The 26,118-nt window shown below is 60.6% G+C and carries 28 protein-coding genes; 10 read left to right on the top strand and 18 right to left on the bottom strand.

Features of this window, described 5'->3' with window-relative positions; translation table 11 throughout:
- Positions 1 to 84 precede the first annotated feature (84 nt).
- A complete protein-coding gene (locus tag AC57B6_RS12145; RefSeq protein WP_496421419.1) occupies positions 85 to 528 on the bottom strand; it encodes a GNAT family N-acetyltransferase in 444 nt (147 codons plus the stop codon).
- A 278-nt stretch (positions 529 to 806) separates the two neighbouring features.
- On the opposite strand from AC57B6_RS12145, the gene cqsA reads away from it, so the two are divergent.
- A complete protein-coding gene (gene cqsA / locus AC57B6_RS12140; RefSeq protein WP_028195751.1) occupies positions 807 to 2,096 on the top strand; it encodes an alpha-hydroxyketone-type quorum-sensing autoinducer synthase in 1,290 nt (429 codons plus the stop codon).
- Positions 2,097 to 2,115: 19 nt separating this feature from the next.
- Here the strand turns inward: cqsA and AC57B6_RS12135 are convergent, their stop codons facing one another.
- The 3 genes from AC57B6_RS12135 to AC57B6_RS12125 all read right to left on the bottom strand — a co-directional run bounded on the left by AC57B6_RS12135 (position 2,116) and on the right by AC57B6_RS12125 (position 5,856).
- On the bottom strand, positions 2,116 to 3,144 hold the full coding sequence (locus AC57B6_RS12135) for a response regulator (RefSeq protein ID WP_244143990.1): 1,029 nt from the start codon (positions 3,142 to 3,144) through the stop codon (positions 2,116 to 2,118).
- Positions 3,141 to 4,385, bottom strand: coding sequence for a sensor histidine kinase (locus AC57B6_RS12130; RefSeq protein WP_235430020.1), 1,245 nt, complete (start codon positions 4,383 to 4,385; stop codon positions 3,141 to 3,143). Before AC57B6_RS12130 ends, AC57B6_RS12135 begins: the two co-directional genes overlap by 4 nt.
- Positions 4,386 to 4,935: 550 nt before the next feature.
- The gene (locus AC57B6_RS12125) at positions 4,936 to 5,856 is read right to left on the bottom strand and encodes a LysR family transcriptional regulator (protein ID WP_496421418.1); all 921 of its coding nucleotides are present in this window, start codon (positions 5,854 to 5,856) and stop codon (positions 4,936 to 4,938) included.
- Between the two features lie 132 nt (positions 5,857 to 5,988).
- Between AC57B6_RS12125 and AC57B6_RS12120 the strand changes: the two genes are divergently transcribed.
- Positions 5,989 to 6,762 carry an SDR family oxidoreductase gene (locus AC57B6_RS12120; protein ID WP_106355831.1) on the top strand — a complete coding sequence of 258 codons (774 nt, stop codon included), beginning with the start codon at positions 5,989 to 5,991 and terminating at the stop codon, positions 6,760 to 6,762.
- A 223-nt stretch (positions 6,763 to 6,985) separates the two neighbouring features.
- On the opposite strand, the gene AC57B6_RS12115 is transcribed toward AC57B6_RS12120, so the two are convergent.
- From AC57B6_RS12115 to AC57B6_RS12105, 3 genes are all read right to left on the bottom strand, one after another.
- Positions 6,986 to 7,990, bottom strand: coding sequence for a helix-turn-helix domain-containing protein (locus AC57B6_RS12115; protein WP_496421417.1), 1,005 nt, complete (start codon positions 7,988 to 7,990; stop codon positions 6,986 to 6,988).
- 91 nt (positions 7,991 to 8,081) lie between these two features.
- Positions 8,082 to 8,852, bottom strand: a complete 771-nt coding sequence (locus AC57B6_RS12110) for an aldolase (protein ID WP_183797228.1) — start codon at positions 8,850 to 8,852, stop codon at positions 8,082 to 8,084.
- A gap of 28 nt (positions 8,853 to 8,880) precedes the next feature.
- Positions 8,881 to 10,200 carry an MFS transporter gene (locus AC57B6_RS12105; RefSeq protein WP_496421416.1) on the bottom strand — a complete coding sequence of 440 codons (1,320 nt, stop codon included), beginning with the start codon at positions 10,198 to 10,200 and terminating at the stop codon, positions 8,881 to 8,883.
- A gap of 238 nt (positions 10,201 to 10,438) precedes the next feature.
- Between AC57B6_RS12105 and AC57B6_RS12100 the strand changes: the two genes are divergently transcribed.
- Positions 10,439 to 10,840: a hypothetical protein gene (locus AC57B6_RS12100; RefSeq protein WP_028195759.1), complete on the top strand. Its 402-nt coding sequence runs from the start codon at positions 10,439 to 10,441 to the stop codon at positions 10,838 to 10,840.
- A 78-nt stretch (positions 10,841 to 10,918) separates the two neighbouring features.
- Here the strand turns inward: AC57B6_RS12100 and AC57B6_RS12095 are convergent, their stop codons facing one another.
- The 5 genes from AC57B6_RS12095 to AC57B6_RS12075 form a co-directional block, all read right to left on the bottom strand.
- Positions 10,919 to 12,166, bottom strand: coding sequence for an MFS transporter (locus AC57B6_RS12095; protein WP_178370677.1), 1,248 nt, complete (start codon positions 12,164 to 12,166; stop codon positions 10,919 to 10,921).
- 223 nt (positions 12,167 to 12,389) lie between these two features.
- On the bottom strand, positions 12,390 to 13,694 hold the full coding sequence (locus AC57B6_RS12090; RefSeq protein WP_496421415.1) for a dicarboxylate/amino acid:cation symporter: 1,305 nt from the start codon (positions 13,692 to 13,694) through the stop codon (positions 12,390 to 12,392).
- 174 nt (positions 13,695 to 13,868) lie between these two features.
- Complete coding sequence (leuD, locus tag AC57B6_RS12085; protein ID WP_216752487.1) at positions 13,869 to 14,483, bottom strand: 3-isopropylmalate dehydratase small subunit; 615 nt, start codon at positions 14,481 to 14,483, stop codon at positions 13,869 to 13,871.
- Positions 14,480 to 15,898: a 3-isopropylmalate dehydratase large subunit gene (gene leuC / locus AC57B6_RS12080; protein ID WP_496421414.1), complete on the bottom strand. Its 1,419-nt coding sequence runs from the start codon at positions 15,896 to 15,898 to the stop codon at positions 14,480 to 14,482. Before leuC ends, leuD begins: the two co-directional genes overlap by 4 nt.
- Positions 15,899 to 15,934: 36 nt before the next feature.
- Entirely contained in the window at positions 15,935 to 16,828 is an 894-nt protein-coding gene (locus AC57B6_RS12075) for an alpha/beta fold hydrolase (RefSeq protein ID WP_178370673.1), read from the bottom strand.
- Positions 16,829 to 16,944: 116 nt separating this feature from the next.
- On the opposite strand from AC57B6_RS12075, the gene AC57B6_RS12070 reads away from it, so the two are divergent.
- From AC57B6_RS12070 to AC57B6_RS12060, 3 genes are all read left to right on the top strand, one after another.
- The gene (locus tag AC57B6_RS12070) at positions 16,945 to 17,835 is read left to right on the top strand and encodes a LysR family transcriptional regulator (protein WP_496421413.1); all 891 of its coding nucleotides are present in this window, start codon (positions 16,945 to 16,947) and stop codon (positions 17,833 to 17,835) included.
- A gap of 141 nt (positions 17,836 to 17,976) precedes the next feature.
- Entirely contained in the window at positions 17,977 to 18,936 is a 960-nt protein-coding gene (locus tag AC57B6_RS12065; protein WP_144193092.1) for an MBL fold metallo-hydrolase, read from the top strand.
- 18 nt (positions 18,937 to 18,954) lie between these two features.
- Positions 18,955 to 20,052, top strand: coding sequence for a CobW family GTP-binding protein (locus tag AC57B6_RS12060; protein WP_496421412.1), 1,098 nt, complete (start codon positions 18,955 to 18,957; stop codon positions 20,050 to 20,052).
- Here AC57B6_RS12060 and AC57B6_RS12055 read toward each other — a convergent pair.
- The 3 genes from AC57B6_RS12055 to yfcF form a co-directional block, all read right to left on the bottom strand.
- Positions 20,037 to 20,498, bottom strand: a complete 462-nt coding sequence (locus AC57B6_RS12055; protein ID WP_046572231.1) for a cupin domain-containing protein — start codon at positions 20,496 to 20,498, stop codon at positions 20,037 to 20,039. The genes AC57B6_RS12060 and AC57B6_RS12055 overlap by 16 nt on opposite strands.
- Positions 20,499 to 20,601: 103 nt before the next feature.
- Positions 20,602 to 20,805, bottom strand: coding sequence for a DUF6434 domain-containing protein (locus AC57B6_RS12050; RefSeq protein WP_082094474.1), 204 nt, complete (start codon positions 20,803 to 20,805; stop codon positions 20,602 to 20,604).
- A gap of 344 nt (positions 20,806 to 21,149) precedes the next feature.
- Positions 21,150 to 21,782, bottom strand: a complete 633-nt coding sequence (gene yfcF, locus AC57B6_RS12045) for a glutathione transferase (protein WP_082094561.1) — start codon at positions 21,780 to 21,782, stop codon at positions 21,150 to 21,152.
- Positions 21,783 to 22,143: 361 nt separating this feature from the next.
- Here yfcF and AC57B6_RS12040 point away from each other — a divergent pair, with 361 nt between their 5' ends.
- Both AC57B6_RS12040 and AC57B6_RS12035 read left to right on the top strand, forming a co-directional pair.
- Complete coding sequence (locus AC57B6_RS12040; RefSeq protein ID WP_216752483.1) at positions 22,144 to 22,725, top strand: cysteine hydrolase family protein; 582 nt, start codon at positions 22,144 to 22,146, stop codon at positions 22,723 to 22,725.
- A gap of 126 nt (positions 22,726 to 22,851) precedes the next feature.
- Positions 22,852 to 23,160: a DUF4148 domain-containing protein gene (locus AC57B6_RS12035; RefSeq protein ID WP_408328603.1), complete on the top strand. Its 309-nt coding sequence runs from the start codon at positions 22,852 to 22,854 to the stop codon at positions 23,158 to 23,160.
- Positions 23,161 to 23,233: 73 nt separating this feature from the next.
- Here AC57B6_RS12035 and AC57B6_RS12030 read toward each other — a convergent pair whose 3' ends face one another.
- The gene (locus AC57B6_RS12030; protein WP_496421411.1) at positions 23,234 to 23,686 is read right to left on the bottom strand and encodes a GNAT family N-acetyltransferase; all 453 of its coding nucleotides are present in this window, start codon (positions 23,684 to 23,686) and stop codon (positions 23,234 to 23,236) included.
- Positions 23,687 to 23,823: 137 nt separating this feature from the next.
- Here AC57B6_RS12030 and AC57B6_RS12025 point away from each other — a divergent pair, with 137 nt between their 5' ends.
- Entirely contained in the window at positions 23,824 to 24,258 is a 435-nt protein-coding gene (locus tag AC57B6_RS12025) for a RidA family protein (RefSeq protein WP_496421410.1), read from the top strand.
- 39 nt (positions 24,259 to 24,297) lie between these two features.
- On the opposite strand, the gene AC57B6_RS12020 is transcribed toward AC57B6_RS12025, so the two are convergent.
- Positions 24,298 to 24,654 carry a cupin domain-containing protein gene (locus AC57B6_RS12020; RefSeq protein WP_028195770.1) on the bottom strand — a complete coding sequence of 119 codons (357 nt, stop codon included), beginning with the start codon at positions 24,652 to 24,654 and terminating at the stop codon, positions 24,298 to 24,300.
- Positions 24,655 to 24,816: 162 nt separating this feature from the next.
- Positions 24,817 to 25,374: a sugar O-acetyltransferase gene (locus AC57B6_RS12015; RefSeq protein ID WP_178370671.1), complete on the bottom strand. Its 558-nt coding sequence runs from the start codon at positions 25,372 to 25,374 to the stop codon at positions 24,817 to 24,819.
- Between the two features lie 86 nt (positions 25,375 to 25,460).
- On the opposite strand from AC57B6_RS12015, the gene AC57B6_RS12010 reads away from it, so the two are divergent.
- The gene (locus AC57B6_RS12010; protein WP_496421409.1) at positions 25,461 to 26,102 is read left to right on the top strand and encodes an MAPEG family protein; all 642 of its coding nucleotides are present in this window, start codon (positions 25,461 to 25,463) and stop codon (positions 26,100 to 26,102) included.
- The last annotated feature ends 16 nt before the right edge of the window (positions 26,103 to 26,118 follow it).

Raw genomic sequence — 26,118 nt, 5'->3', positions numbered from 1 at the left:
ACGGAATGCCCTGAATGTGCTCAAGCGTATCCGGGCGCATCTGTCGGCGGAAACCGCCAGATGCCCGGTTGTCAGAAATCCCGGCTATCGCGCTTCGGGATTTCTAAGGTAGTAAATATCCCACTCCGTTTCTTCAATCTTCAGAAAACCATGCCGCTGATAAAAGCGGTTTGAGTCGCTATTGCGAAGCGCCCCGACCTTGACCGGAATCGAGCGGGTATCGGCGTCGGCAAAGATGGAATCGAGTACTGCCGAGCCGATTCCCCTGCCCTGATGTTGCGGGCGGATATAGAGGTGCTCGAGTGTCAGACAATGATCGGCGGGTTTCGCTACGACAAAGCCCACGGACACGCCATCGACAATAACGAACCTGCAGAACACGGGATCGAACGACGACAGGAATCGATCTCTCGCCCGCTGCGGATCGAAACGGCCGATACGCTCCAGACTCTCCCGCATAGCCTCGATGCGTATCTGTACCAGCGCCTCGGCATCGGTGTGCGTTGTATCCGCGAATGTCACATTCACTTTCCTGTCCTTACCAGCGGTATGTTGGCTTATGCCGTCTCAATCTAAAAACGCCCGTGATTACGAGCGATTCCGGCATAAGCATCGCATGACCGATTCTGGGCGGGCACGGCCTTATGCTAAATGAATAAAAGATCCACCACAGGTTTCTTCGATTCACCTGGCAGTTGCTGAATTACTCGCAGATGCAGCAGTGACATGACACACGCCGAAAAACGAGTGGCTCACTATGGGTCTGCTGTCCGCCACGGGCAGTAGTTAACCTTTAAGGAGCCAAAATGAAAACCGTTTTTGACCGCTTGGGAAAGAACCAACCCTCACCATCGCTCCCGGCCTTTGTGGCATCGCGCGTCGAGCAATATTACAGCGAGCGGGTAATGGATACGTGGGGAGGCGGCCACATCATGCGCGGCCGCATTCCCGGACCGGATGCGTTGCATCTGTCGAGTAACGACTATCTCGCGATCGCGCGCCACCCCGACATCATCCGCAGTATGAGCCGGACATTGCGTTCCGACGGCAACGGACTATTGATGTCGGGCATCTTCCTGCACGGCGATTGCCCGCAACTGAAGTTCGAGAACCGGCTGGCGGCGTTCATGCATGCAGAGGCGGGCGTACTGTGTCAGTCCGGTTATGCGGCGAACATCGGGCTGATCCAGTCGATCGCTTCGGCACGAACACCGGTCTACGTAGACATGATGGCGCACATGTCGCTGTGGGAAGGCATCCGCTGTGCGGGCGCGGTTCCGGTCCCGTTCAGACACAACGACGCGGCGCATCTCGAGCAGCAGATCGTGCGTTACGGGCAGGGCGTCGTGCTGGTCGATTCGATTTACAGCACGAACGGTAGCGTATGCCCGCTTGTCGCGTTCGCGGAGGTGTGTGACAGGCATGAGTGCGTGTTCGTGGTCGACGAGTCGCATTCGCTGGGCACGCATGGTCCGCGTGGAGCCGGGCTAGTTGTCGAACTTGGACTCGAGTCCCGCGTCGCTTTCCGCACCGCAAGTCTTGCCAAGGCGTTTGCCGGCCGGGCCGGGTTCATCAGTTGTCCGGCCCGTTTCCAGGAGTACTTCAAGTTCGAATCGAATCCTGCGATCTTCAGCTCCACGCTGTTGCCTCACGAGATCAGCGGACTTGACGCGACGTTGTCGGTGATTGAGGGCGCCGATCGGCGGCGCAGGCGACTCGCCTCGAATGCCGCGTGGCTGCGGGAACGGTTGACATCGCTTGGATATAACCTGAATGGCAGCGAGAGCCAGATCATCGCGCTCGAAGCAGGCACCGAACAACGCACGATCCTGTTACGCGACGCATTGGAGTCGCGGGGCATTTTCGGTTCTGTGTTTTGCGCACCGGCAACGGCGCGCAATCGCGCGCTGATTCGCCTGTCGATCCACGCTGCGCTGACCGACGCGCAGATCGAAAGGCTGGTGAGCGTTTGTCGCGACATTCGCAGCGAGGTTGAGCTCGACAGTTGGCCCTCCAGCCGTCGTCTCGGCGAGCGGCTGTCGTCCCGCAAACATAGCCACGAGCAAAGCACCGCGGATAGTGCATTAGCGGTCTGATCGCGGCATGACATGGAGTTTACGTGAGTGAACTCCATGTCTTCTGTATGTCGCGGTCCAGCCACTCGAGGTAACGGTCGTAACTCAGTACGTGGCCCAGATCAAACCCGGGCGGGTTGGGAATCACCGCATAAACGTAAGGCCGTTGCCCCGTAAACTGTGTTGCCGGGTGCATATAGCTTTCCCACGCAATACCGCCCGTGGGGAAGTACCCGCTGGTTTGCCAGAAGTACGGCAAGCTCCGGCCGCTGTCCAGGGCTTCGAAAAAAGCCGCTGGCGCGCCTTGTACTTCGGCTATTTCTCGCACACCGCGCAGCGTTTCGTTCGTGTGGACAATCAGCAGATAGGACTTGCCGGCGCTGTCGAACATGAGCAGCCCGTTTGGCGAGTAGGAAAGGTAATGCTCGACAATACCGAGCGATTCAAAGAGTTCTCTTACCCGCGCACCCATCGCTTCGTCACGCAAGAACGTATATTCCGACGTCACCAGCGTGTCGAGAATGGACTGGCACCGGTTGTCGAAGTACGCATGCTGCATATCCCGCACCGCGCGATTTAAGGCGCTGACGGCCGATGTGTCCTGCTTGCGGATAAACCGATGAATGATGCCTTCGTTGAAGCTCTCCACCGCGATACGCTCGTCCGCCTTTCCGGTCAGCATGATCTTGCGTACAGCAGGGTCCGTTATGCGGCGGCAGAATTCGAGACCATTCAGCCCCGGCATGTCGTAATCCACGACGACAACCGACGCCGCCTGAAAACGGTCGTTGTCGAACACCTGATTACGGACCGCGTCGACGCTCATCGCGATGACCTGGTGAGCCTCGTCCTCATCGGTTCTATCGCGGTACGGAGCGAAGATCTGTTCCTCGGGCGCACCGTGACGAGGGCGTTGATTCACGAAGTGCAGCGCTTCTCTGGACGAACTGAAGAGCCGGAACGCAAGGTTCGGTTCGAGTTGCAGACACAGATTCGACAGGAATGCCGAACTGTCGTCGACGAACGTGACCGTCGTCGGAAAGTAGAAGGGTTTGATCGTATCCATCATGATGGCTTGGGAAAGGTCAACACAAATTCGGTATACACAGACTCGACCGAGGTACATTCGATGGAGCCGCCCATTGCACGCATGACGTCGCGGCAGAATGCGAGGCCAATGCCGGTGCCGACGGAAGCGTCATCCGCTTCGGCCGACGACGTATAGAAGCGCGTGAAGATGTGAGGAAGGACTTGGGGCGCGATGCCTACGCCGGTATCGCGAAAGAGGAGACGGTTCGCGCGCGCGCCAGGTGCAAGCCGGATCGAGATCAGGGCGCTTTCGACATCCGCCATGCCGCGGAACGCGTTTTTCAGCAGGTTGAAAAGCACATGGACTACCAGCATGCTCGAACCTTCGAACGTGAAGTCGTTGATAAGATCCGTAAGTACCTGCTGCCGCTCTCCCTCGCGAAACGGATAGCGGGTGAGCGCGGTCTCCACGCATTGCCTGATCGAGCAGTCCGTGATCTGTTGGGAGTGCCCGTCGGTAAACCGCGCGTTCGCGAGCAGCATGTCAATAATGGTGTTGGAATGAACCGCCTCCTGCTCAATACGGGAGAGTACGCCGTCCATGGAATGAAGGTGAACGGAGCGGATCCTGGGCACGCGTAGTCCGCTGTCCTGAGCGATCCCGTATGTTTCGAGCAGCAAAGGCAGGTAGCTTCCGAGGCCGGCGGCGCCGGCGCGAATGGCGAGTAGCGGCGTACGCAGTTCGTGAGCAATGCTGCCGGCGGTCGCCAGCATGGCGCGTTCCTGTTCGACCCGGATGCGCTCCGTGTCGTAGTTCGCGATGGCGCCGATCGCGATCGCAAACGAGAAAATCGCCAGATGAACAAGGTACGACGAGTTCATACTGACGACGTCGGTTGTTGCCCAATAGGCGAGGTACGCAAGCGCAATACCGAGCAGGAAGTTGAGCACCAGCATGAGCCAGTCGAGCAGCAACACCATCACGAATGCAGCGATCAGCGCACTTTCGACCCACACGTTCGAGCCGTTGTTTTTCAACAGCATGAACGTGAAAAAGAATGGCAGTGAGTAAAAGATTGTCGCGTACCAGTAGTACGGCATGAGCTTTTTCGCCCACGACGGCCAGCGGTTGGAAAATACAATCGGGATAAACAGCGCGGAGCCGATCAGCCGCAGCGGCAGGTTTTCGTACGGCTGCGGAAAGAGGTCGTGCCAGATGTAGTAATAAAGCGGGAAGCCGACGATCGCAATGATCGAGAACGGGCGCATCCGGCGGCTCACGTATTGCAGGTTCCGCAGGGCAGGAGCGAACACCTGGGCAACGAATAGACGGATCGGCACCAACGTGCGGGCGCCCCGCGGTGGGTTTCTCGTTGCGTGCATTATTTCCAGAATAAAATATTTACCGCGTCTCTCAGGCAAGGTTCCGGCGTTGAAACTTTTGATGCTTCACGCCGCATCATCTGGATTATGCAGCGCGCGCATTTGTCTGCCTCAATTTACCAACCTGTCGAAGTCAATCGCCACGGCCGAAGCACAAATCTTGACCTAAGGCGGCGCCGATGTCACGGCAAATAATTGCCTCGCAAGCGCTTTGCGAATTGTCGTCCACGTGATCGTCTTGTGACCGTAGTCCGAATGACCTTGCGTCTATGCGCATTGAATCGACTGATGGTTCGTTCGTTATGGAGGCCGGCTTCCCCCGATAGTTTCGTCGCCCTATGAGGCGATCCATTCACCCCGGAACGGTTGATTGTGCAGATGGCCGAACTCGATTCGCATCTGTTCAACCCGCATCCTTGGACAACAGGGGCAGACCTGAGCGGCGGCTTCATTTTCTTCCGCCCGAATCGCCAACGAGCTGCGCTTTCAATAGCGCGTCGAGCCAGTCGGCGAACACCTGAACCCGGCGCGACAAATGTTGCCGATGCGGATAGAGCAGGTTCATGGGCATGGGCGCGGCCCGGTATTCAGGCATCACCTCGATCAGTTCGCCCGCACGCAGATGCTGCTGCACGTCGTAGGCGGGAATCTGGATCAAGCCGAGTCCTGCAAGACAGCAGGCGATATACGCCTCCGCGCTGTTGACGCTCACGCGGCCTCGCGTGGTCACCGTCCTCGCGGTCTCGCCGTCGAGCCATTCCCATTGCGCAATACGTCCGCTCGAAGGCGACGCGTACTGAACGACCTGGTGAGCCGCCATATCGCCGGGCGTGGAAGGCGTACCGTGATGGGACAGGTAGAGGGGGCTCGCCACATTGATCAGCGGCAGATTGCCAATGGGGCGGGCGATCAGGCCGGAATCGTGCGGCTTACCTACGCGCAGAGCGCAGTCGACGCCTTCTTCAACGAGGTCTATCGTGCGATCGGTCAGGCTGAGTGTGATGTCGATCTTCGGGTAGGCAACGAGGAATTCCGGCAGCGCCGGTGCGATGATCAGCCGGCCGATACGGCCCGGCACATCGACGCGCAGCATGCCGCCTGGCCCTACCGAGGTCTGCCGGAACAGGTTCTCGGTCTCCTCGACATCGGCGATCAGGCGCAGGCAGCGCTCATAGAGCGCGGCGCCGTCCTGTGTCGGCGACACCTTGCGCGTGGTCCGGTGCAGCAGGCGTGCGCCGATCCGTCCCTCCAGCTCCAGGATCGCAGCCGATACCGACGAGCGAGGCAAACCTAATGTGTCCGCCGCGCGCGTGAAATTCGCACATTCAACAACGCGCGCGAAGACGCGAAACAGGTCAATACGATCCACGTTCGCTCCCGCCACTGTTCGACTTTTCTGACCAGTGATGTCAGAAACAGTAGGTTTAAATGATTTTTCTGGAATATATCATCCAACAGGATGAGAGGCTGCATCGGGCGGCTTCGGCACTGGGGATGAACCATGGCAGACCACAGCATCAAAGGCAAAACCGTCGTCATTGCGGGCGGGGCGAAGAATCTTGGTGGCTTGATTGCGCGGGATCTTGCTGCCCAGGGCGCCAAGGCGGTCGCGATCCACTACAACAGCGCGAGCTCGAAAGCGGCAGCGGACGAGACACTTGCCGCGATCAAATCGGCAGGCGCCACGGCCGTCGCTTTCCAGGCCGATCTGACCTCGGCCGGCGCGGTCGAGAAGCTGTTTGCGGATGTTGTCGCCGCGGTCGGCCGCCCTGATATCGCAATCAATACGGTAGGCAAGGTGTTGAAGAAGCCGTTCGTCGACATTACCGAGGCCGAGTACGATGAAATGACGGCGGTGAATTCCAAGTCCGCGTTTTTCTTTCTCAAGGAAGCCGGCAAGCACGTCAACGACAATGGCAAGATCGTCACGCTCGTCACGTCGCTGCTTGGCGCATTCACGCCGTTTTACGCGGCCTACGCGGGCACCAAGGCGCCGGTTGAGCATTTCACGCGCGCGGCAGCCAAGGAGTTCGGCGCGCGCGGCATCTCCGTGACGGCTATCGGTCCGGGGCCTATGGACACGCCGTTCTTCTATCCCGCCGAAGGCGCGGATGCGGTGGCGTACCACAAGACCGCCGCCGCGCTCTCGCCGTTCTCCACGACAGGGTTGACCGACATCGAGGACGTGGTGCCCTTTATCCGCCACCTGGTCAGCGACGGATGGTGGATTACGGGGCAGACCATTCTGATCAACGGCGGTTATACGACCAAGTAAGCGAGCGAGCCGACACGCGCTTGCGATAGAGGAGCCGCGCTGGTTCTGCAGCAAGCGCTAGCGCTTCACGTATGGTCTCTTCGTGCATGGCATGCCTCCGATATCGGTCACGTCAAGCTATTGCGGACGTCGCGGAATAAACCCGGGGCTGCCGGGGGCGCTGAAACGTCGAAATTCTCGCGCACAAGATCAAATCACCCGAATGGGTGCCAGGCAGGTATCTTCATCGCGCCCCGCTTCTGTCTTCCTGGACTGCGCTGCGGCCTAGCTTCCTGTATGCGCCTGGCGTGGCACCGAACCGCGCACGAAAGCTTCGGCTGAAATGCGCCGGGTCGTTAAAGCCATTTCTGTACGCAATGCGTTCGATCGACAAATCGGCGCAGAGCGGATTCGTCATATCGTCACGGCTTCGGCTCAGGCGACATTCCAGCACGAACCTTCCATAATGCGTGCCATTAGCTTCGAACACCTTATGAATATAGCGTTTCGACACGCTTAGTGCCCGCGCGCATGCTTCGACGTCCAGTTCCGGATCGTGGAGATTCGACGCAATAAACGCGCAGAGTTGCGACCATCGCAGAGGATTTGCACCGCCCGGGGCGGATTCGGCGCTTGCATCGCCCGCCGACTCCAGATAGGCCGCCGCCACCAGCGATACAAGCGACTGCTCCGCCGCGGCCGCCGTGTTTGCGCTCTGCTGCCCGAGCGAGGGCAAAACCGATTCGATGAATCGGTGCACTGTGAGAACAATTCCCGATTCGCCGCTGGCGCAGGCAGGTGTAAAAGAGGAAAAACGCGACGTCCCATGACCGAAAAGACGTGTGATCGGCAGACGCAGCATGACAAACTTTGCCGGCTTGTCGACGCGCGCCGTCGACGGTACGCGTGCACGCCGGAAAGTGATGTCGCCGGCCTTGAAAGGCAGCGTGCGCTGTTGCTGCGTGACCGTGCCGCAGCCGTCGAGCACGATCAGAACGATGACGTCATCGCCCACGAGATTTTGCAGATGTGCCCTTTCGTGGCGCACTTCCGACAACCCCAGTTGCACAGTCGCCAGCACCCCGCCGCCCATCAGCCGGCCTGCGCGGATTTCCCCCTCGGATCTGCCGCCGGCAAGCAGAATGTCGCCTGGTGTAACAATGTCGTCGAGTGAGAGCTTCCATTCGTCGACACAGCGCGCGGGCATTTCGCAGAGCGTCGGAGCGTACGGCAAGTCGACAGTGTGCATGACAAACTCCCGAAAGCGGCATTGTGGGTGGCGCCGGTGTAAGTCGTTCGATTATCGCGCAGCCTGCTGCCCGGCAAAAGCGACGGAAACCCTAGAAAAGAACCTCCGGTTCGCGCCGGATCACGCGCCGCCCGAACAACGCGAAACTCGCCTTGACGATGCTGGGCAGCAGCAGAAAATCGTGCGATTCCTGCGCCAACGCCGGATCGATACTCACGATCTGGCCCATCGATCTGGCTAGAATCTGGCTGCGCGCGGCGCGTTCGATCAGCACGGACAGATAAGCCGATTCCTCGATCGAGGAGGTGGCCGCAAGAAATCCGTGATTTGCCAGCAGGATCGTCCGCTTATTGCCGAGCGCGCCGGAGATGATTTCCCCCTCATTATCCGCGATAGGCAGTCCCGGCCATTCCTTCAAAAAAGCGCAGTCGTTGAAGAACGGCGTCGCATCCATGTGGGCGACTTCGAGCGGCACACCCGTCATTGAGAGGGCGTTTACATACGGCGGATGCGTATGGACAATGCAGTTGACATCCGGCCGGCGCCGGTAGATCCACAAATGAAAACGGATCGCGGGGTTAGCCATACCACTGCCTTCGATCACACGCATTTCATCGTCGATACGAATGACGCTACTGCGCGTGACTTCATCGAAACCAACCGCCATCGCGGTCGTCAGGAACGTACCGTCGCCAACGCGCAGCGTAATCTGCCCCGCGAGGGTCTCGGAGTGCCCTTCGTGCGCGAGCATCCGGCACGTCAGCGCAAGCTTTTGCCGGGCGTCCCATGCGCCCTGCTCGAGCTTATGGTCCATTTCCGCGGCGATGCCGCGGCTCAGATTCGATTTGTCATGTTCGCTCATGGGAATCTCCTTGTGTTCGGATAATGACTCAGGACTGACCAGCCTGCGATTGCGCAACCGGCTCGCGAATCGTGTTCGAGACAGTGCCGCTGCGCGGCGCAAGCAGCACGAAGCTGGCGGCAATCAACGAACTCACAGCGACGTAGCACGCGACCCACAGGGGATCGCCATTGCGCGCGGCGAGCAACGCGGAGCAGATCACCGGGCTGATGCCGCCGCCAATGATTGCGCCGATCGCCCCTATGGATACGCCGGAAAAACGCACCTTGACGTCGAACATATCGGCAAAGAAACCGCCTTGCGGGCCGTACATCAACGGATGGATCAGACCGAGTGCAATGACGATGGCGAGTTTGACCAGAGCCGGATCGCGCGTGTTCAGCAGGGTGAAATACGGCCAGACGTAAAGCGCGCACGCGAGCAGGCCAGCCAGGTAGATCGGCTTGCGGCCAATGCGATCGGACAGGGCGGCGAACAGCGGCACCATGAAGACGGCCAGCATAGCGCCAGCCATGATCGCGGCGAGCACCACCTGGCGCGGCAGCGCCAGATGGACGGTGACGTAGGCGACGGAAAACAGCAGCACAAAGATCGACCACGTGATTTCGCCGAGTCGTGCCATAAAGACAATCGCGATTTCCCGGCGATTGTTACGAAACAGGTCGGCGAGCGGAAAACGTGCGACGGCCCGGGTCGCCTTCATCTGCTCGAATTCATGCGCTTCAGGCAGCCGTACGCGTCCGAGCAGCCCGATTACCAACAGCACCGCACTGAACAGGAACGGAATCCGCCAACCCCAGGTGAGAAAATCGGCTTCCGGCAGTCTCGACGTGAGAAGCAAAGCACCCGTCGACAACAGCGCACCGCCGTAGCTCCCCGAGTTGCTCCAGCTTCCGTACAGGCCACGGCGTCCCGCCGGCGCACTTTCCACGCTGAGCACGGTGGCGCCGCTCTGCTCGCCACCGATCGCAAGGCCCTGGAATATCCGCAGCAGCGTCAGCAGGATCGGCGCCCAGATACCGATCTGGGCGTACGTCGGCAGGCAACCGACGAGCGTCGACGCCGTGCCCATCACCAGCAGCGTGGCAAGCAGCAGCGTCTTGCGGCCGATGCGATCGCCGAAATGCCCGCAGATCAGCGCCCCCGCGCCACGCGCAAAATAGCCGGCCGCGTAGGTGCCGAGCGAAGCGATCGTGCCGGCGAGCGGATCAAGCGTCGGAAAGAAAATCTTGCTGAACACGAGCGCCGAGGCCGTCCCATACAGCAGGAAATCGTATTGCTCGATCGCCGTGCCGAGAAACGCCGAGATGAAAACATACAGCCTGTGCTTGCGTGGGGCTGGGGACATGTGCGCCTCCTGGCATTTGTCTTTGTGTTCCCAGCTTAATTTTTGGCCGCACGGGCGGCTTGTCTCCGGCGGAATCCAGAACTTGATCCAGAGTGAACCTGCACTCTACGAGTCGGCGGGCCACGCTGCATGCCGACAATCGCCCCGCTGCCGCACTCGCGGGCGCACCCGCTTTTGCACCCGCTGGGCAAGATGCCATTACAATCCAGCACTTCTAGCCGAAACGGTAATTTGCGCCATGAGACTCCTTCGTGCATCGACATTCGCAGTGGTTATCGCGGCCGCCAGTCCGGCCGCGATAGCCCAGACATCCGGAAGCACCGCTACCCCAAAATTGCAGTGCGCCATTGGGTATGTCACCGGTGTCGGGGGCGCGGAACAGAGCTTCCGCGAATACATTGCGACGCCGGATCGAGACAAATATCGTTACCTCGCCGACAACCCGATTCAATGCAAGGTCTCGGATGAAGGTCGCGCATCGGGCTGTACCGGTGTCACCAATCTTCGGAATGAAAAGGTCAGCGTGTACGACGATATCGACAACGAGACGACGGCCGTGGTGGCGCGCGTGGAACTCGACCACGGGACATACCCGGTGATTATCGATGTGCGAACGAAGGATGTGCGCTGCGAGGAATGATTTTCTGCTCAGCGCACGTTGCGCCTCTTTTGAACTCTGCGCGGGCACAGACTCCAGGCTTTGAGCTTCGCGTGCCGTTCAGTCCACCGACCTGCCAGCCCACCTGAGTGCGGGCCAGAATCCCCACAAACCCAATAGCGGACCGGGCAGCAGCAGCCATGCGGAATCGAGGCCGAGGCGTTCGAACAGCGCAGTGGCGAGCGCAATCGACACCACAGTGAGCGAGAAACCGATCGAATTCTGAATGGCGAGCGCACTGCCCACCCACTCTCGCGGACACGCTTTCGCCGAGAGCGCCGAAAACTGCGGCGAGTCGGCAATGACCGTCGCGCCCCAGACAAGCAGCACGGTGAGTAGCACGCCCGCGGGCAGCGCGCGCCAGCCGCACACGAACACCACACTGCACAAGCCTGACAATGCCAGTGCGGCCGCCGCGACGCGAGCGCTGCCGATACGGCGCGAGAGCGCGCCGCCGACAACACACCCCAGTGCACCGCAACCGATGATCAGAAACGACAATCCCGACACGCCGCCGAGATGGAAGTGCTGCGCGAGCGCGGCTTTCGCGACATAGAGCGGCACCACGGTCCAGAACGCATACAACTCCCACATGTGACCGAAATAGCCGAAAGCCGCCGCACGGAACTGTGGCAGGCGAAACGCGGACAACACGCCGCGGCCACCGTCGCGCGTTTTCTCACGCGTGGCCGCAAGCGTCTTCAGATGTGGACCGTCGCCAAGCAGATGGATCAGCGCGGCGCCGCCCAGCGCGAGAATCGACGAAGCAAGAATGACCTCCCGCCACGGCAGGTTCGTGCCGATGAACCGCAGGCCATGCGGCAATGCCGTGCCGAGCGTCAGCATGCCGACCAGTTGAGCGAGCGCTGCGCCCGCACGCTCGGGTGCCCAGCTTAGGATCAGTTTCATTCCCAACGGGTAGATGCCGGCGAGCGACACGCCAACCAGAAAGCGGAATATGGCCGCCGAAACCAACCCTGAGGAAAGCCATGCGAACCCCGCGTTGAACGCAGCGCCCGCGAACGCACTGCACACGAAAATCGCGCTTGCGCGAAAACGGTCCGCGCAACCGGTCAACGACAGGGTCAACGTGCCGAGGATGAAACCCAATTGCACCGCACTCGTCAGCAAACCGATGTCCGACGCGCCGATATGCCATGCACGCATCAGGTCGGCGGCAGCGCTGTTAGCGCTGAACCACAGCGACGTGCCAAACAGTTGGGCGAGCGAGATCGTCGCCACGGGTCCAGGCCAGCGGGTCAGCACATGATGAAGCGATCGCCCTCTGACTGGTTTTGACAGATTCATTATTGACGTAGGCACCCGCTAAAGCGAAAGATAGCGATCCGCACACGCGTGCGCCGGAGCCGATTCGACAGACGCCGGTTTGCATGGCGCGTGCTCGCTGGTCTCCCAGAAGCGGCCTTGTGTATGTGGTCGCGGTGCGCCCGACGCGCCCAGTGATCGTATCGCCAACCTACCCCGCTGTCGAGAATTTCAACTCCACGCCAGGAAATCGACGCTACGCCCTTCATTCCCGAATGGATTCCGTCTCGACGATGCCGGCATCTGCCTGGCTGGCGTTCAACTCGATTGCGAGCTTCTTGCGATCCAGGCTGCCTTCCCAGGCCGACACCACAATCGACGCCACGCCGTTGCCGACGATGTTGGTCAGTGCCCGGCACTCGGACATGAAACGATCGATGCCAAGGATCAACACCATCGCGGTAACCGGCACGGTCGGAACCGCGGAAAGGCTCGCGGCCAGCGTGATGAAACCCGCGCCTGTCACGCCGGTCGACCCTTTCGACGTCAGCATCGTGACGAGCAGCAACGTGATTTCCTGCGCGAGCGTGAGATGCGTATTGGTGGCTTGCGCGAGGAACAACACGGCTAGCGTCATGTAGATATTGGTGCCGTCGAGGTTGAACGAGTAGCCCGTCGGCACAACAAGCCCCACGATGCCGCGCGGACAGCCCAGCCGTTCGAGCTTGTCCATCAGTTGCGGCAACGCCGCCTCCGACGTCGAGGTGCCGAGCACGATCAGCAGTTCATCGCGGATGCATGCGAGGAAACGCCAGAGGCTGAAGCCGCATAGTCGCGCGACAGAGCCCAGCACGATCGCGACGAACAGGAACGAGGTCAGATAGAACGTGCCGATCAGCTTGAGCATCGGCAATAGCGACTCAATGCCGTAGCGGCCGATCGTAAACGCCATCGCACCGAATGCACCGATCGGCGCGAGACTCGTGATCATTCGCACGATGCGGAAGAACGCCTTCGACAACGACTCGATCAGACCAGTCACGGAGGCCGCGCTCTCGCCCATCAGCGCGAGCGCGGTGCCGAACAGCATCGCGATGAGCAGCACGGGCAGGATGTCGCCTTGCACGAGCGCGCCGAGGAAGGTCTCGGGCACCATATGCATGATGAAACCGGCAATGCCGTCGCCATGCGTCGCCTGCTGGGCGTAGCTCGCCACGGCGCTGGTGTCGAGCGTCGCCGGATTGACGTTGAAGCCTTTGCCGGGCGCGAGCACGTGCGCGGCGAGCAAGCCGATTGCCAGCGCGAACGTCGACGCAAGCTCGAAGTACAGGAGCGCCTTGCCGCCGACGCGCCCGACCTTCTTCATGTCCTGCATACCCGCTATGCCAGTGACGACCGTGCAGAAAATCACCGGGCCGATGATCATGCGCACGAGCTTGATGAACAGATCGCCGAGCGGTTTGAACGCAATAGCCGCGTGCGGCGCAAAGTGGCCGAGCAGCACGCCCGCAGCGATGGCGAACAGCACCTGCACGTACAGAATCGTGTAGAAAGGTTTGCGGGTGTTCATGATGCCTCCGTTAGGGGGCAGCGAACGAAAGTGAGTGTGGGGGTTGTTCATTCGTCTCCTCCGTTTTTTGGGCAAAGCAGGTCCGTTCCCTTCTCTGCCTGGAAGGTAATCGGCGATTCGGATAGTGTCAGGGGCTGCCGCCGCGCTTCATATGACAGCGCGACGGCCAGGCGGTCACATCACCTGTGCCCAGGGATGCCGGACAAAATGCTCGCGTTCGAATGCCTCGATCTCGGCGACGCAAGCCAAGGTGAGATCGACGGTATCCATGCCTTCGATCACCATGCGTTTGTGGCGTGTGCCGATGGGATACGGGTACACATGCCCCGAGGCAGACGTCACCGTCTGTCGTTCGAGATCGATTGAGAGCGATGTGGCGGGAGCGTCGCTCGCGTCGCGCAACAAGGCATCGACAACGCCGCGCTCCAGTTGCACGAGCAGCAGCCTGTTGTTCATCGCGTTCGAATAGAAAATCTCCGCGAAGCTCGGCGCGATCACCGCCTGAACGCCGTACTGCTGCAAGCCCCATACCGCATGTTCGCGGCTCGATCCGCAACCGAAATTGGAGCCGGCAATCAGGACACGCGCATTCGCGTAGCGGGGCTGGTTGAGCACGCAATCGGCGCGCGGCGCGCCATGTTCGTCGAAACGCAGGTCGTATAACAGGCCGTCCGCGAGACCCGCCTTGTCGATAATGCGCAGAAACTGCTTGGGCATGATCTGGTCGGTGTCGAGGTTGTCGATCGGCAGCGGCACAGCGCTGCCTTCGATGGTGGTGAGTCGCGTCATGGTGCTTGTGTCTCCAGAGTGCGGACATCGGTGATGCAGCCGGTCAATGCCGCCGCGGCCGCCATTGCCGGGCTCATCAGGTGCGTGCGGCCACCACGTCCCTGACGGCCCTCGAAATTGCGGTTGGTTGTCGAAGCGCAGCGTTCGCCGGCTTCTAGCACGTCGTCGTTCATCGCGAGACACATCGAGCAGCCCGGCTCACGCCATTCGAAGCCCGCATCGATCAGCGTCTGCGCAATGCCTTCCTGTTCGGCAATGCGGCGCACGCTCCCCGACCCCGGCACAACCATCGCGCGCACGCCGTAGGCAACGTGCTTGCCTCGCACGAGCGCGGCGACCGTGCGCAAATCCTCAATACGCCCGTTGGTGCACGAACCGATGAACACGCGGTCGATGTGCGTACCCGTCAGCGCTTGCCGCGCGGACAGCCCCATGTAGTCGAGCGCGCGGCGCAGCGATGCGGCGGCCTCGGGTGTCGCTTGCATCGATTCGTCGGGAATGGGCTGGTCGATCGCAACGGCCTGATCGGGGCTCGTGCCCCAGGTGACAAACGGCGCGATGTCGTGCGCGTCGAAGCGGTACTCGGCGTCGAAGCTGGCATCGGCGTCGGAATACAGGTTGCGCCAGTCGTCGAGCGCGTTTTGCCAGGCCGTGTGATCGAGCGAAGGCGTGTGGGCACGCACGTAATCGAAGGTGGTCTGATCAGGCGCGATCAGCGCGGCGCGTGCGCCCGCTTCAACGGTCATGTTGCACAACGTCATGCGCGCCTCGGCGGAGAGCGACGCGATGGTCGACCCGCTGAACTCGACGGCATAGCCGCGCGCACCCTGGGCGCCGATCTGGCTGATCAGCCAGATGACCACATCCTTCGACGAAGTGCCGTACGGCAACGCGCCGTCGATCGTGATACGCATGGTCTGCGCCACCCGGTAGACGAGCGTTTGCGTCGCCAGCACATGCTCGACTTCCGAGGTGCCGATGCCGAACCCGAGCGCGCCAAGCGCGCCATACGTGGTGGTGTGGCTATCGCCGCACAGCACGACCATGCCCGGGCGGATCAGTCCGAGTTCGGGCGCGACGATATGCTCGATGCCCTGCAGTGGGTCGTCGGCCGCGAACAGCCGGATGCCGGCGCGCTCGCAGTTGCGTGCGAGGTTTTGCGCTTGCAGCAGCGACGCGGCGTCGCGAATCACCCGCGGCGATTCGGCGTGCGTGGGAATGATATGGCTCACGACAGCCATCTGCTGACGCGGCCGGCGCACGCTCCGCCCGCGCGCGTCGAGCGCGCTGAACGCTTGCGGACTGGTGTACTCGTTCATCAGATGGAGATCGACGTACAGCAGCACGTTCTGTTCATCGATTCGCGACACGAGGTGCGAATCGACAAGCTTCTGATAGAGGGTTCGTTTCGACATGGTGTTCATCCTGAGGCCGGTGGCGAGTCAGCGCGCTCAGGCCGTGATTGCCAGGGTGGTGAGGAAAGGCAGTATGTGCTCCAGCAGGAGCTGCGGGGCCTCTTCCGCGATGTAGTGGCCGCAAGACAGCGCCTGGCCTTGCACGTGGGGCGCATATGGCCGCCATTCCGCGAGCGGGTCGAAGCATTTCTCGATCACGCCGTCCGCGCCCCATAGCGCCATAAACGGGCAGGCGATCTGCTGTTGCGCAGCCAGCGTTGCGCGGTCGTGCTCGAGATCGATCGTCACGCTCGCGCGGTAGTCCTCGCAGATACCGTGCGCAGTGTCGGGATCGGACACGCAGCGCAGATATTCCGCGTAAGCCGCCGCGGTGAACGGCGCAAGACCCGCGCTGCGCGCGCCCATCGTCTGCTTGAGGTATAGGTCCGGATCCGCGCGAATCAGTGTTTCCGGGAACGGCGCGGGGCGTATCAGCATGAACCAGTGCCAGTAGGCGCGCGCGAACTCGAACGAGGTCTTCTCATACATCGCCAGCGTCGGCGCGACGTCGAGCGTGACGAGGCACGTCACGACATCCGGGTGATCGAGCGCCATGCGCGCGGCGACACGTCCGCCCCGGTCGTGGCCGATCACCGCGAACGAGGCGAAGCCAAGGCTGCGCATGAGTTCGACCTGGTCGAGCGCCATGCGGCGCTTCGAGTAGTTGGCATGATCGGCGGTGCCTTGCGGCTTGCCGCTGTCGCCGTAGCCGCGTAAATCCGCCGCAATCACAGTGAAATGCCCGGCGAGCGCGGGCGCAACCTTGTGCCAGATTGCGTGCGTTTGCGGATGGCCGTGCAACAGCAAAAGCGCGGGGCCGCTGCCGCCCTTGATTGCGTGAATCCTGATGCCGTCGACATATGCCGACGCGTCCGTAAAACCTTCGAACATGCTTGCCTCCCGATGTTGCTTGAAGTCTAATTGATGAAATAGACGATTGGGTTTCCGCGAAAGCAATTCGATCGTAACTTTCAGGAACGAATCAAGCAGCATGAAGGAGTGGGGCAATGGACGGCTTCTCAGATCTGAATCTGTTCGCGCTCGTGGCGCGGCATCGCAATCTTGCCGCTGCGGCACGCGAGTTGGGTGTGACGCCGCCCGCCGTCAGCAAGCGGCTCGCGCAACTGGAGCGGCGCCTTGGCGTGCGGCTGATGAATCGCACCACGCGACGCCTCTCCCTCACGCCGGAGGGCGAGCTTTACCTCTCGAACGGCTCGCGCATCCTCGACGAACTGTCGGAGCTGGAGCAACTGGTGATGCGCAGCCGGGCCGAGCCAACCGGGCTGCTGCGCGTGAACGCATCGTTCGGGTTTGGGCGGGCACGCATTGCGCCGGCGGTGTCGGAATTCGTCGCGCGCTTTCCCGCGATGAAAATCCAGTTGCATCTGACCGACCGGCCGATGAGCCTGCAAGACGAAGGTTTCGACGTCGCCATCCGCTTCGGCGAGGTACCCGACGCGCGTATCAATGCGCGTTTGCTGCTGAAGAACCGGCGTATCGTGTGCGCTTCGCCGGCTTATCTTGAGCAGTATGGCAAGCCTTCAGTACCGCACGATCTGACTCGCCATGCTTGCATCGTGCTGCGCGAGAACGACTCGGCCTACGGCACATGGCATCTCTCGCGCGGCAAGCGAACGGAAACGATCAAGGTCGACGGGGCACTGTCGAGCAACGACGGGGGTGCGGTGCTCCACTGGGCACTCGAAGGACGCGGCATTGTCGTGCGCTCCGAGTGGGAGATCGATGGCTATCTCGCACGCGGAGAGCTCGTGCCCTTGCTCGACGATTGGGCGTTGCCGGACGCCAATATCCATGCGATCTATCCGGAACGCAACCAGCTCTCGGTGAAGCTCAGGACGTTCGTCGACTTCCTGGGCGAGTATCTTCAAACGTCCTGAAAGGCGGGATGATGATTTAAGCTTCGTTAAAGCGCTCAAGCAGATGCAGCGCCCGGCGCTAGAATCGGGCACCCCATTAAAAATCTCAGGAGACACAGCCCCATGAGTGATCAGCCGTTCGGCCGCTCCCGTCGTGATTTCATGCGTATCGCCGTTACGGCAGGCACCACCGCCGCGCTGCCGTGGATGCAGGACGCCCATGCGCAGTCACCGGCCAACGCCGCAGGCTCAGCGCCCGTCGCGGGCCATTCGGCAAAAGGCACGCAGTTGATCCTGCTCGGCACCAAGGGCGGCCCGACACCGTCCGACCTGCGCGCCGCGCCGGCGAATGTGCTGGTGGTCGACGGCCAGCCCTACGTGGTCGATTGCGGCAACGGCGTCGCGCTGCAACTGACCAAGGCGGGCATCAAGCTGCCGGGCATCCGCGACATCTTCCTGACTCACCATCATTCGGATCACAACGCCGACCTCGGCAACCTCGTATTTCTCGCCTGGGCCACCGGTCTGCGCACGCCGGTCAATCTGTACGGGCCGCCGCGCATGACAAAGATGATCGACGACTTTGTCGATATGAACGCGATCGATCTCGACGTACGTATGCGCGAAGAAGGCCGCCCGCCGTTCCGGCCACTGATCAACATCCATGAATTCGACGGCCCGCGCCTCGTGATGGAAGACGAGCGTGTACGTGTCACCTCGACACTGGTCGATCACTACACGATCAAGCCGGCCTTCGCCTACCGCTTCGAGACCAAGGATCGCACCGTCGTCTTTTCCGGCGACACGACCTACTACCCGGCGCTGGCCGAGTTCGCGAAAGGCGCTGACGTACTGGTGCACGAAGTGATGTACCTGCCCGCGCTCGAAAAACTGATGAAGACCGTCGACAACGCGCCGACGCTGCTCGATCACCTCATGAAGAGCCACACCACCACGGAACAGGTCGGCAGGATCGCCGCGGCGGCGGGCGTCAAGACGCTGGTGCTGAGCCATTTCGTGCCGGGTGGCGATCCCGCGATCACAGACGAGATGTGGGCGGCCGATGCGCGCAAGCATTTCGACGGACAGATCATCGTCGGAAAAGATCTGCAGGTTATCTGAGTGCCGGAACAAGCCACCATGCAATCCGCCGCGATTCCCCTGACATTGCTGACCGGCTTTCTCGGTTCGGGTAAGACCACGTTGCTCAATCGCCTGCTGCCGCAACCGGCGCTGGGCCGTTGTGCCGTGGTGATCAACGAACTGGGCGCGATCGGTCTCGATCATCTGTTTGTCAGCACCTCGCGCGACGAGACCATCGCGCTGCTGGAAAACGGCTGTCTGTGTTGTGGCGTGCGCGACGAACTGGCTGCGACCGTGGCCGATCTGCTGGAGCGCCGCGCGCGCGGCGAGATTCCCGCCTTCGAGCGGATTCTGATCGAGACCACGGGGCTTGCGCGGCCCGGCCCGGTGATCTCGCTGCTGCTCGGCGACCCGGCGCTTGAAGGTCGTTTGCAGCTCGACGGCATCGTGACGACCGTGGATGCGAAACACGGCGCCGCGCAACTTGCCCGGCATGAGGAGTCGCGTCAGCAGGTGGCGGTCGCGGACCGGCTGTTGCTGACAAAGGCCGAACTGGTCGATGCGCCCGCGCTTGCCGAACTCGAAGCGGCGCTTGAAGCGCTGAATCCGGGTGCGACGCGCATCCCGGTGCGCAACGGCGAGATTGAAGCACAGCAACTGCTCGATATTCTCACGCCGCGTGCGTTGCGGCCCTGGTTGCGCGCCGAGCCTTCGCCACGCAAGTTGCTGATGCGTGGCGCAGCGGCGTCACGTGCGGCTCATCCGGACATCGACAGTTTCTGCCTGACCTACTCGCAGGCATTGCCTATGCAGCCGTTCGAAACCGCGCTGACGGTATTGCTCGGCTATCACGGCGAACGCATCCTGCGGGTCAAGGGGATCGGCAATTTCATCGGCGAATCGCGGCCTGTTGTGTTCCATGGCGTGCAGCAGTTGCTGCATGAACCGATACGGCTCGAAGCATGGCCTGACGACGATCACACAACACGGCTCGTGTTCATCGTGCAAGGGCTCGCCAGTTCGGTGATCGAAGAAACGATCACGCATTTTCTGCGCGAAGCGGGAGTGAACGAACTAGCGGAAGATGATGCGGCGCTTTCCGATGGACCGCCTCTCGCCGCCATGGATCGCGCATCAGGTTATCGCTTGGGATAAGGCGTGCCGTCTTTGTGCACAAACCGGCCGTCGGCGTTGGAACTCATCATGTCGACATCGGAACAGGTGGTGAGATCATTCGGGTTGCGCGACCCCACCTCCAGATAAACGGCCATTGCAGAGGAGTGGTTGATCAGGTGATGGCCATTGCCGGTGCCTTGTGGAAACGCCGCGCAATCGCCCGCGCGCAATAGTGTTTCGCCGCCGTCCTCCACAAGTGTCACCTCGCCCTCGAGCACATAGACGAACTCGTCCTCATGACTGTGCCAGTGGCGCTGGCTGGACCAGTTGCCCGGCGGCAAGGTCATCAGATTAAGGCCGAAATCGCGAAGTCCACCCGCCTCTCCGAGGCGCCGCCGTGTTCGCGCGGCACAGGGCGCGTCGAATGGAGATGGATAGCCCGAACCGTTACGCACGGGCACAGCGGTGATGTCGATCTTGGGCATGCACGGCTCCCTGGTGAGATGGGCCTCCGGCGATACGCTGGATGCGTATTCACATTACGCGGCAGTCGGAGGCCCGATGATACCCGAGCCTATCCTCGCGCTTTCAGCGCCGGCGGGACCATTCATCGGCGACGTCCCCCATGGTCTTGTGCGTCCCATTGCGAATCCATGCCATGAAATCACGGTCGAATCTGAATTCCGGCCCACACTCAAGCGTCAGAAAACGACGTACATTCTGAGTATTTCTGTAGTTCTTGTCGACCAGTGTGGTCCGCGTTATATGCCCGGAATGCCAATCGAAGTTCATCTGGATTCTCCATTCGGTGTCGCTGCATGACTACGAGTCGAGGCGTTGATCATCAACGCCAATACAGATCTTGTGGACGCCTATCCACTGCGCGCGGAAGACTATGCACGCATTGTCGCCGCTGCCGCCCGGCGCGACGCCGGCGTATTCGTCGCGACCCTGTCTCCGCCGCTGGCTGAAAGTTTGAGGAATCGCGGCACGCGAGCGCTGTCTCAAGCAGAATGCACGCGAATCGTGGAAAGGTACGAAGAAGGCTATGCCGACCGACGCTTCACGAATTTCCTTCTTGATGACGCGGCACTCATACCGATACAGACTAGCTCGCCGCAAAAATTTTTGCCCATTCAAAGGGGAGGACGATCCAACTTAACCCATCTTTGCACGGGCGCTCTTTCCCATTGACGCTTAGCGTAATCAACTAACCTGGCAGGTACCGCATCGCCATTCATGATGAGGCGATTCAGCATTAACGCCAGATCGGTATCCGCGATGCTCCACGCCCCGAAGAGATTCTCCGCACCTCGGGGAAGCAAGATTTCAGCCGCATAAAACAGCTTCTGTGCCGCAGCCTCGGCTGCAGGAGTAAGCGCTGCACCCTGTGCCCCATAGAACACAACCTCCGTCGAACGCTCCTGCCGGATGGGCATCAGGTCACTGCGAAGCCATGCTTGCACCTGGCGTGCCCTGGCCCTAAGAAATTTATCTTGTGGATAGACGGGCGTTTCCGGAAATGCATCGTCGAGGTATTCAGTGATTGCCGACGACTCCGACAAGCTAAAGTTGCCATGCACCAACGTGGGAATGCGCTGCGTCAAGGATTTGGCTGCATAACCCGCTTCATGATTGGCATCAGTGCCGAGATCTACTGTAAATAGATCAAACGGCAATCGCTTTTCGGTAAGCGCAACGAAAACCGACATGGCGTAGGGACTTGCAAACTGAGTATCGGCGTATAGACAAAGACGATTTTCCTGCAAGACGCTCTCCTGCGTGTTCAGGTTCGTACGGAGCCTTGATGATATACGCTGAATGACGGCTTTCGGCTGCCAGGGTTGCAGCAAAACAAAATACTTCTCCGGCGATGCTTTGCATGAAGTCGGTCCCTCTAAATCCGCGGAACAGCGATCCCGGCGCCGCTAATAACCTACGTTGCCCCTAACAGAATGGGAGCATCCCGCGCGCTTGTTTATGGCCGGCTAACCGTCGTGACGACATGAAGTATTATTTCCACCGCAGCGAAGCGTCGTTTTGACCGCGGATGCTTCGCTACGCTCAGCGTACGCTCAGCGCTCTGTGGTTGAGAATATGAATCGCGTGTCGAAGAAAGGAGACGGTTAAATGGAGGCAGTAGCGTTGCCAGCGGCAATCACGCCGGCGCACACCGCGCTTATCGTCATGCATTATCAGACCGACATTCTCGGGCTCTTTCCGTCGGTCGCACCCGCGTTGCTCGCCAATACGCGCAAACTATGCGACGCCGCGCGGGCCAAAGGTGTCAGCGTCTATTTCGCCAACCTCCGGTTCAGCCCGGGCTATCCGGAAGTCAGCCCATTGAACAAGAATGGGCAGGGAATCAGGCAACTCGGCCTCTTTGTCGATGACCGAATCTCGCCCGAGTTGGGTCGGCAGGCCCATGAACCGGTCATCATCGCGCATCGCGCCAGCGTGTTCTTCGGCACCGACCTGCAGGTACGGCTTTCCGCACAAGGTATCGATTCGTTGATTATGGTTGGGATTGCGTCGACCGGCGTCATGCTGTCGTCGGTGGCTTATGCGAGCGACGCAGACTTCCGACTGTTCACGGTCAAGGATTGCTGCTACGACCCGGATCAGGTGGTGCATGAACATCTGTTTTCCACCGCATTCGATTCGCGCACCACGGTGCTGTCGCTCGCTGATGCTTTGCAGTTGCTCGCCTAGACGCCCGACGTCTGCTCCGGCGCATACCTGGGCTCGTGGAGTGACCTGGGGTTCGCCGGTTCAGCAGACCGCGTCTGGCCGTTTGCCGCTGTTGTTTTGTGTCGCTTGAATGGAGTGAGACGTAATATGAAGAACCAACCGCGAAAGTGGCTGAGGCTTTCTCCGTTGCTTATATTGCTCGCTGGCTGCGCGGCGGGTGGCGTGCCGCAAAGCACGGCGCATTTGAGTACATTGCAATGCCGCGACCTGGCCGCACTCAGGAACAATGCGCCTCCGACCCCGGAGCGAAATCGCAGCGAACTGGCGGCTCTAAGGCAAGCGGGCTATGACCCGTCAAGGTGGTACGACCCATACTATCCGGGGGATCTGCAGGCGGCACAGCGCCAGGTCGACCGCTGGTTCCAGGCGGAATGCCAGCAGGTGCCACCGGCTTGACGTTAAGCTCGCCGGATCGCGAACACAAACCGGACATCTGGTCACGCCGAACACCGGCAGACATCAGCAACGATCAGTCCAGATGCTTAACCATGAAGACCCGTTTCAAGCCTTTTTCCTCGGCCCGGTGCGTCTCGGTATAGCCGATGCGAGAGTACAGCGCGATATTTTCCGTCATGGTCTCGTGAGTGTAGAGCCGGATGACACGGTAACCTGCCGCTCTCGCTGAGCGCTCGGCAAACTCCAGCAGGCGGCGCCCTATTCCCGTCCCCTTGGCGGAAGGTGCCACGGCTACGTTGTCCAGCAGCATCGCATCCTGTTCCGGGATGAGCACAACAATGCCTTGTATCGTACCTTCCAGATCGACAACATAGACGCTGCCCTTGTCGATCAGGAATTCATAGTCATCCAGCATCGGTCCCGGCGGCCGTCCAATACGACGGATATAAGGCGAGTAGGCATCTCGAATGATTTCCTCGATAGCTTGACGGTCGGCCAGAATGGCAGGGCGGGGATCGGGATGCATATAGTGTCTCGCATGTATTCGGCTGAAGGCATGGCCGCGAATATAGTAGCGCCAAACTGCCGCCATTGCGGCCAATCGGCACTCGCATCCTGGGTGGGGCATCATTTCTACGGACAACTAGCCATAGGAGTTCAGCAATGGTAAATGCAGTGAACCCGACTCATGTCTGGTCGCCGTTCGGCGCATTCTCAATGGCCGTCATCCAGGGCGATGGCCAGATCGTCCACCTGAAGGGGCAGGTGTCACTCGATCGCCACGGGCAAGTCGTCGGGCAAAACGACATGCGGGCGCAGGTACGCAAGGTTCTGGAGAATATTCGTGACGTTCTGGCGCCGATGGGCGGGCAAATGGCAGATGTGATTTCGCTGGTTCACTATGCAACGGACATCGAGGCCTTCATGACCACAGGAGACATCCGGCAAGAGTTTTTTGCCGCGCCCTATCCAGTCACAACGACCGTCCAGATCGCACGTCTATATCGGCAGGAACTGGTGATCGAGATCGCGGCAATCGCTGAAATTCCTCGCTCGCGGTTTCGTCACCCCGAGCAGGACCGACCAGGCGCTACGTGAGCAGCCGCTTTGAGTGGCCGCCACTAGCCGACGGCCAACTCAGGACGATGCTGGCCAACCCCGCGGGGCTTCACACCTGACGGTAGTCGCATCGGTCTTCTCGACCGTCAGATTAACCGAGCGTGCACCGCGCGGCCGCGTGCGATGGCGCATACCTGCAGGCACAGTAAGCAACTGGCCGGACAACAGGTCGACCGATCCATCGTCGAAGTCGATGGTGAGCACGCCTTCGATAACCAGAAATGTTTCATCCGAATCGGGATGCAGGTGCCAGAAATATGGCCCGTCCATGACGCTCAAATGAACGTCGTGGTCGTTCACGCTCGTCAGAATCTGATTTGAATAACCCTGGAGCGTGCCACCCGCGACCGCACCAACGTCGACCGGTTGGATCATGCCGTCTCCCTCAAGTTAGGTTGGACCGCCGCTACACAGCGCGAGCGTGCCCTGCCCCAAGCATAGCCCGGTCTTAAAGCGTTCACCAAAGCAGAAATTCTCGCGAGTATGTGAGCCAAATTAACCGGTCGTTTCGCATAGTGCGCCTCAACAGACGCCCCCTTAGCCAGCAATCGAACGAATGACCCGCGCTGGATTGCCCCCAACAAGCTTATTCGGGGGAACGTCTTTGGTGACGACCGACCCGGCCGCGACGACCGAATTCTCGCCGACCGTTACGCCGCCGATAATGGTCGCCCCCGCCGCGATCCACACACCCTTTCCGATCACAATGGGAGCGCCGATGGTGACGGAGCGTCGCTGCGAGGGATCAAGGGGATGACCCGCCGTGATGATGCTTACGTTCGGCCCGATCATCACATCGTCTGCGATGTCGAGGCCGCCAAGGTCATAGAATGTGCAGTTCTGATTGATGAAGACATTCCGGCCGACGCGGATTTCGTCTCCGCCGGCCGTATAAAACGGCGGGATCAGCAAAAAGCTCTCGTCGACCTTTTTGCCAATCAGTTCGCTGAACAAGGCCCGAACTTCGTCCGCGTCGTTGAACGTCAAACGGTTAAGTCTGGCGGTGAGCGCCGTTGCCCGTTTGACGTTTGCCACCATGGCCGCCGATTCCGGCGTCCTGCCGTAAATTACCCTGGTGCGATCGTCTTTCTGCATTCGTCAGTTTCCTTGGGTTGCAGCCGTATCATCGGCCACGGCAATGACACAATATCGCTGCACGAAAACGCCTGGAGGAAACATCCATGACCGCCCCGGTTCATCCCGCGTCCGACTTTCGCCGGCAGCGTACCGTCGGCATTGCCGGCATCGCGATCGCCTCGCTGTTGGCCTCCGGGCTCTGGCTCGCTGTCGATCATTTTATGTCGCCGCTGCCGGGCATGGACACCCTCGGCGCGCGGATGCTGCTGACGCTGAAATGCTGCTGTGCCGCAGTGTTGTTCTGTCTGGTGACAGGCGTGGAAGCCGTGGCGCACGAACGATTGACCTCGCCCGCGTTCGATCCGCTGGTGGGCTTCGAGACACGCAGGTTACGCATCAATCAACGGTACCTGCAGAACACCGTGGAGCAGATCATCGTGTTTGCGGCGGCGCTGTTTGGCCTGGCCGCCTACTGCCCCGACGGCTCATCCATGCGCGCCGTCGTGGCGACGACCATGCTATGGATCATCGCGCGCGGCGCGTTCTGGATCGGCTATCACCACAGCGCAGCGCTGCGCGGGCTTGGGGCTCCGGGCATGGCGATCAGCATGATCGTGCTGCTTTATGTGACGAGCCGGTTTGGGTATGAGATCGCGGGGACAGCGGGGGCGATTGCGCCACTCGTTGTCTTTTTCGCGATCGAGGCGGTATTGTTCTGGGGCACTCGACCGCTAAAAGAAAGTTGATTCAATAGAGTCCGGC

The sequence above is a fragment of the Paraburkholderia sp. BGA-UO-ETr-F12 genome, from assembly GCF_059567945.1.
The sequence above is the reverse complement of the archived record's forward strand: the minus strand, read 5'-3'. Positions and strand labels throughout refer to the sequence as shown.

What these genes read in the sequence shown, in the direction of transcription:
- AC57B6_RS12115 (WP_496421417.1), bottom strand. Translation starts at nt 7,990, where the DNA reads ATGCACACTGTCGACTTGCCGTACGCTCCGACGCTCTGCGAAATGCCC.
- AC57B6_RS12010 (WP_496421409.1), top strand. Translation starts at nt 25,461, where the DNA reads ATGACCGCCCCGGTTCATCCCGCGTCCGACTTTCGCCGGCAGCGTACC.
- AC57B6_RS12055 (WP_046572231.1), bottom strand. Translation starts at nt 20,498, where the DNA reads ATGCCCAAGATCGACATCACCGCTGTGCCCGTGCGTAACGGTTCGGGC.
- AC57B6_RS12135 (WP_244143990.1), bottom strand. Translation starts at nt 3,144, where the DNA reads ATGATGGATACGATCAAACCCTTCTACTTTCCGACGACGGTCACGTTC.
- AC57B6_RS12035 (WP_408328603.1), top strand. Translation starts at nt 22,852, where the DNA reads ATGAAGAACCAACCGCGAAAGTGGCTGAGGCTTTCTCCGTTGCTTATA.
- AC57B6_RS12090 (WP_496421415.1), bottom strand. Translation starts at nt 13,694, where the DNA reads ATGAACACCCGCAAACCTTTCTACACGATTCTGTACGTGCAGGTGCTG.
- AC57B6_RS12015 (WP_178370671.1), bottom strand. Translation starts at nt 25,374, where the DNA reads ATGCAGAAAGACGATCGCACCAGGGTAATTTACGGCAGGACGCCGGAA.
- AC57B6_RS12105 (WP_496421416.1), bottom strand. Translation starts at nt 10,200, where the DNA reads ATGTCCCCAGCCCCACGCAAGCACAGGCTGTATGTTTTCATCTCGGCG.
- AC57B6_RS12100 (WP_028195759.1), top strand. Translation starts at nt 10,439, where the DNA reads ATGAGACTCCTTCGTGCATCGACATTCGCAGTGGTTATCGCGGCCGCC.
- AC57B6_RS12030 (WP_496421411.1), bottom strand. Translation starts at nt 23,686, where the DNA reads ATGCATCCCGATCCCCGCCCTGCCATTCTGGCCGACCGTCAAGCTATC.
- AC57B6_RS12040 (WP_216752483.1), top strand. Translation starts at nt 22,144, where the DNA reads ATGGAGGCAGTAGCGTTGCCAGCGGCAATCACGCCGGCGCACACCGCG.
- AC57B6_RS12065 (WP_144193092.1), top strand. Translation starts at nt 17,977, where the DNA reads ATGCGTATCGCCGTTACGGCAGGCACCACCGCCGCGCTGCCGTGGATG.
- AC57B6_RS12020 (WP_028195770.1), bottom strand. Translation starts at nt 24,654, where the DNA reads ATGATCCAACCGGTCGACGTTGGTGCGGTCGCGGGTGGCACGCTCCAG.
- leuC (WP_496421414.1), bottom strand. Translation starts at nt 15,898, where the DNA reads ATGTCGAAACGAACCCTCTATCAGAAGCTTGTCGATTCGCACCTCGTG.
- AC57B6_RS12070 (WP_496421413.1), top strand. Translation starts at nt 16,945, where the DNA reads ATGGACGGCTTCTCAGATCTGAATCTGTTCGCGCTCGTGGCGCGGCAT.
- AC57B6_RS12110 (WP_183797228.1), bottom strand. Translation starts at nt 8,852, where the DNA reads ATGAGCGAACATGACAAATCGAATCTGAGCCGCGGCATCGCCGCGGAA.
- AC57B6_RS12025 (WP_496421410.1), top strand. Translation starts at nt 23,824, where the DNA reads ATGGTAAATGCAGTGAACCCGACTCATGTCTGGTCGCCGTTCGGCGCA.
- AC57B6_RS12075 (WP_178370673.1), bottom strand. Translation starts at nt 16,828, where the DNA reads ATGTTCGAAGGTTTTACGGACGCGTCGGCATATGTCGACGGCATCAGG.
- AC57B6_RS12095 (WP_178370677.1), bottom strand. Translation starts at nt 12,166, where the DNA reads ATGAATCTGTCAAAACCAGTCAGAGGGCGATCGCTTCATCATGTGCTG.
- AC57B6_RS12050 (WP_082094474.1), bottom strand. Translation starts at nt 20,805, where the DNA reads ATGAACTTCGATTGGCATTCCGGGCATATAACGCGGACCACACTGGTC.
- cqsA (WP_028195751.1), top strand. Translation starts at nt 807, where the DNA reads ATGAAAACCGTTTTTGACCGCTTGGGAAAGAACCAACCCTCACCATCG.
- AC57B6_RS12060 (WP_496421412.1), top strand. Translation starts at nt 18,955, where the DNA reads ATGCAATCCGCCGCGATTCCCCTGACATTGCTGACCGGCTTTCTCGGT.
- leuD (WP_216752487.1), bottom strand. Translation starts at nt 14,483, where the DNA reads ATGACGCGACTCACCACCATCGAAGGCAGCGCTGTGCCGCTGCCGATC.
- AC57B6_RS12120 (WP_106355831.1), top strand. Translation starts at nt 5,989, where the DNA reads ATGGCAGACCACAGCATCAAAGGCAAAACCGTCGTCATTGCGGGCGGG.